The following is a 4,450-nucleotide window of genomic DNA, read 5'->3' on the forward strand; positions in this document are numbered from 1 at the left end:
GTTATCACTTACATGACTATGTTGTTAAGACCGTTGAAAATGCTCACTAATGTCAATAGTGAATTTCAACAAGGCATGGCCGCTTGTGTCAGTATATTTTCGATACTTGATCATGAAAAAGAAAAAGATAATGGTAACAAGACTCTTGATAAAGCTTCGGGTGCTTTGTCTTTTAATCATGTTAATTTTTCTTATGGCATTTCCAATAGTGAAAGTGATAAAGAACCAGATGCTAAATTAGCCTTAAATGACCTTACTTTCGACTTAGCCCCGGGTGAAACTTTAGCTTTAGTGGGGCGCTCTGGCAGCGGAAAATCAACTGCTAGCTCATTATTGTTACGTTTCTATGATGCTACTAGCGGCGAAATATTGATTGATAATACTAATATTGAACAGTTTAAATTAAAGGACTTACGTAAGCAATTTTCCTATGTATCGCAACAGGTTGTCTTGTTTAACGATACTTTAGCCAACAATATAGCTTACGGTAAGCCTGATGCCAGTGAAGCTGAAATCATTGTTGCAGCAAAAAATGCGCATGTAATGGAGTTTGCTGAAAATATGGAGCATGGCCTAGAAACCAATATTGGTGAAAATGGCGCCTTACTTTCCGGTGGACAAAGGCAGCGTGTCGCCATTGCCCGAGCTTTATTGTGTGATGCACCTTTTTTGATTCTAGATGAAGCCACCAGTGCGTTAGATACCGAGTCTGAACGTCATATTCAAGATGCATTGCAAACCTTACAACAAAACCGCACCTCAATAGTTATTGCCCATCGCTTATCGACCATTGAAAATGCCGATAAAATTATTGTAATGGAGCAAGGCAAGATTGTTGAACAAGGTAACCATCAAAGCTTATTAGAGAAGCAAGGTGCCTATGCAAAATTACATAGCTTTCAGTTTGAGTAAGGAAAGCTTGTTATGCGCTTAATTGAAAAAGTGTGGTTTAACAGCCATCCAGCTAAGTGGTTATTGGTACCTTTATTACTGCCTTTATCGGTAGTTTTTTGGCTATTAAGTTACTTAAGGCGCTTCAATTTTAAAGTCGGTTTATCTAAGGCTATAAAGTTAACTAAACCTGTTATCGTTGTCGGTAATATCGGTGTCGGCGGTAATGGTAAAACCCCAGTGGTAATTCACTTGGTCGAACTGACTCGCTCTTTGGGACTAACCCCTGGAGTGATCTCTCGTGGCTATGGTGGAGAGGCACCGCAATACCCTTATCTAGTGACTTCAAATTCAACACCAAGAGAAGCCGGTGATGAGCCAGTACTAATCCAGCAACGTTGTCAGGTACCTGTTGCCGTTGGTAGCGATCGAATTGCCAGTGCTGAGTTACTCATTGCTCAAGGTTGCGATATTATTATTAGTGATGATGGTTTGCAGCATTATCGTCTAGCGCGTGATGTTGAGTTGATTATTGTTGATGGTAAGCGTTTATTTGGTAATGGCTTATTATTACCTGCGGGGCCATTACGAGAAGGGCAGTGGCGCTTAGCAACAAGTGACTTGGTCATTTATAATGGCGAAGTTGCGAATAGTGCTAAGAATTTATGTCCCTCTATACAAATGAGTCTGGCGGCAACAGAGCTTTGTCACCTTAAAACAGGTGAACGCATTAATCTGGTTGATTTTATTGATTCCCACGCTTGTGTTAACGCTATTGCGGGTATTGGCGCGCCACAACGCTTTTTTGATACCTTAAAAAAACATAACTTTGTCATAGAAATTCAACAAAGTTTTGTTGATCATCACAGTTTTACCCTTGCTGATTTTCATGGCTTTGATGATAATATACCGTTATTGATGACGGAAAAAGATGCGGTGAAATGCCGTGGCTTTTGTAAACCCAATTGGTGGTACCTACCTGTTGATGCAATATTTTCTCAAGCAGAGCAGCAAGTATTACGAGATAAAATTAAAGCCGCAATTCCCCGTGGCGTTCATAAATAAAATAGAGAAACGATTATGGCTTTTGATACAAAATTAATGGAAATCCTTGCCTGCCCAGTATGTAAAGGTAAGTTAGATTATGATAAAGCAGCAAAAGAGCTAATTTGTCATTTTGATCGACTTGCTTACCGCATTGAAAAAGATATTCCAGTACTACTTGAAGGCGAAGCTCGCGAAATCCAGTCAAACCAAGCTACTGAACAGGATGGTTAATTATGTCAGCTAGCCATATAAACGCAGCAACTACTGATTTTATCGTTGTAATTCCGGCCAGATACCAGTCGTCACGCCTACCGGGTAAGGTGTTGGCAGATATTAATGGTAAACCAATGATCCAATGGGTTGCTGAAAAGGCTCAATTAAGCGGCGCGCGTAAAGTCATTATTGCTACAGATAATGATGAAGTTGCTGCCGTTGTTAAAGGTTTTGGCGGTGAAGTGTGTAAAACACGCGCGGATCATCAGTCTGGCACTGAGCGCCTTGCTGAAGTTATGCAACAATATCAATTTAGTGATGAGCAAATTATCGTTAATGTGCAAGGTGATGAACCTTTTATTCCGCCAGAAAATATTGCTCAAGTAGCTAATAACTTAGCAAACCAGCAGCAAAATCGTGATGTCGCACGTATGTCGACTTTAGCTATCAAGATTGACTCTGTTGATGAAGCCTTTAACCCTAATGCCGTTAAAGTGATACTCGATAAAGATGGTTATGCTTTGTATTTTTCTCGGGCAACTATCCCTTATGATAGAGAACGTTTTTTAACGGCTAATGCCAGTACTGAGGAAAATATTCGTGCCATAGGTGATTTTTACTTAAGACATGTGGGTATTTATGCTTATCGTGCAGGTTTTATTAAAGACTATGTCAATTGGCCAACAAGTGAATTAGAGCAAGTCGAAGCCCTTGAGCAGTTAAGAGTTTTATATCAAGGAGAAAAGATTCACGTCGCGGTAGCCAATAGTCACGTGCCTGTTGAAGGTGTAGATACTCCAGAAGATTTAGCTAAAGCAAGAGCGTACGCAGCTAGCTTGGTATAAATTAAGCTAATTAGACCATATCATTCGATGTGGTCACTTCGTTGTGCTAAAGAGTTAACGCCCCTAACCTCATAATATATTTGTTTTTATCCTAAAGTTCATATAGTTTGTCTGGTTCATACTGTTCTGGTCAAGCAGCATAAGACACATTTATTGTGGACTGTTCAAACTCAATTGGAGAACAATCATCATTTGATGTATGCAGCCTGATCTGATTGTAATATCGGATATAAGCCTCAACATCTTCTTTCAAACCTTGGCGTGTTAAATGATAAATATTTAACAACCATTCATTTTTCAAACTACCAAAAAATCGTTCAACAACCGCATTATCCAAACAAGCTCCACGACCACTCATTGAAGCAGTAATATTATTGTTTTTTTAGCTGCTTCTGAAAACGATGGCTAGTATATTGTGAGCCTCGGTCACTGTGAAATATTAGCCCTTTAGTCGGGTTCCTTAAGTTAAGCGCCATTTACATAGCTCGTTCTACCAAGTCAACGGTCATGCGCTTATGGATTGCCCAACCGATAATACGGCGAGAGTATAAATCCATAACAATCGCTAAGTACATCCAGCCTTGACCCGTTCTGAGGTACGTCACATCGCCTGCCCAAATTTGATTAGCGTATTTTGGGTTAAAATTCTGATCAACAATATTATCGGCAACACTATGGCTATGCTTGCGCATTGTTGTCACTTTATAAGCAATGCGCTGTTTAACTTGTAAACCAAGTTTATCCATCAAACGAATAACTTTATCACGGCCAACCTCAAAGCCTTCTTTACGCAGTTTTTTCATTAACTGCCTAGAGCCTAAACTTTGTCGGCTTTCTTTAAATAAGACTTTGGTGCGTCTGTACAGCATCAGCTCTGATTCACTAATAATTTTAGCTGGCCGATTGAGCCAAGAATAATAGCCGCTCCTGCTAACATTCATGACATCACACTGCTTTTTTACTGGAAAAGTGCCTTCGTTCTTTTTAATAAAGTTAAACTTCACTTCATTTATCTTGCGAAGAAGGCACTGGCCTTTTTTAAAATTTCTTTTTCCATACGCAGTTGCTTGTTTTCTTTACGGAGTTTCATCAACTTACTACGTTCATCATTACTTAAAACATTACCGGCTTGTTTTTCTTCAAACTGTTGCTTCCAGCCATAAAGTAAATTTGATCTGATCCCTAAAGACTCTGCTGCATCAGGGACTGTGTAGCCTTGATCTATAACTAAAGCTACAGCTTCTTCTCTAAATGCTTTCGTATAAGTTTTGTATTGTCGTTTTTGATTCATAAACACCTCGATTAACTAGGATATTATCCTTTATCAAAGTGTCCAATGCCATTAGATCAGATCATCAGGCCAGTGATGCCGGTATTCGACAGCAATTTGAGTGTGAAGTGTTTTCTTGGGGATATTTACCGCTCGCTTACTCGGCGCGCTGCTTTACCGCTCG

Annotated in this window: 4 protein-coding genes and 1 pseudogene; 4 read left to right on the forward strand and 1 reads right to left on the reverse strand. The window is 39.6% G+C overall.

From position 1 onward, the window contains the following. The 4 genes from HRT50_RS17855 to kdsB all read left to right on the forward strand — a co-directional run. Positions 1-912 (forward strand): ATP-binding cassette domain-containing protein (locus tag HRT50_RS17855; RefSeq protein ID WP_291617009.1); only part of this gene is annotated, 912 nt, incomplete at its 5' end. Positions 913-924: 12 nt separating this feature from the next. After that, complete coding sequence (gene lpxK / locus HRT50_RS17860) at positions 925-1,956, forward strand: tetraacyldisaccharide 4'-kinase (RefSeq protein ID WP_291617011.1); 1,032 nt, start codon at positions 925-927, stop codon at positions 1,954-1,956. Between the two features lie 15 nt (positions 1,957-1,971). Further along, on the forward strand, positions 1,972-2,169 hold the full coding sequence (locus HRT50_RS17865; RefSeq protein ID WP_291617013.1) for a Trm112 family protein: 198 nt from the start codon (positions 1,972-1,974) through the stop codon (positions 2,167-2,169). 2 nt (positions 2,170-2,171) lie between these two features. Then, on the forward strand, positions 2,172-2,996 hold the full coding sequence (gene kdsB / locus HRT50_RS17870) for a 3-deoxy-manno-octulosonate cytidylyltransferase (protein WP_291617015.1): 825 nt from the start codon (positions 2,172-2,174) through the stop codon (positions 2,994-2,996). Positions 2,997-3,126: 130 nt separating this feature from the next. Here the strand turns inward: kdsB and HRT50_RS17875 are convergent. Further along, positions 3,127-4,287: pseudogene (locus HRT50_RS17875) on the reverse strand (IS3 family transposase). Between the last annotated feature and the right edge of the window lie 163 nt (positions 4,288-4,450).

This window comes from Colwellia sp. (assembly GCF_013215345.1).
In the GTDB taxonomy this organism is placed as follows: Bacteria; Pseudomonadota; Gammaproteobacteria; order Enterobacterales; family Alteromonadaceae; genus Colwellia.

What these genes read in the sequence shown, in the direction of transcription:
- lpxK (WP_291617011.1), top strand. Translation starts at nt 925, where the DNA reads ATGCGCTTAATTGAAAAAGTGTGGTTTAACAGCCATCCAGCTAAGTGG.
- HRT50_RS17865 (WP_291617013.1), top strand. Translation starts at nt 1,972, where the DNA reads ATGGCTTTTGATACAAAATTAATGGAAATCCTTGCCTGCCCAGTATGT.
- kdsB (WP_291617015.1), top strand. Translation starts at nt 2,172, where the DNA reads ATGTCAGCTAGCCATATAAACGCAGCAACTACTGATTTTATCGTTGTA.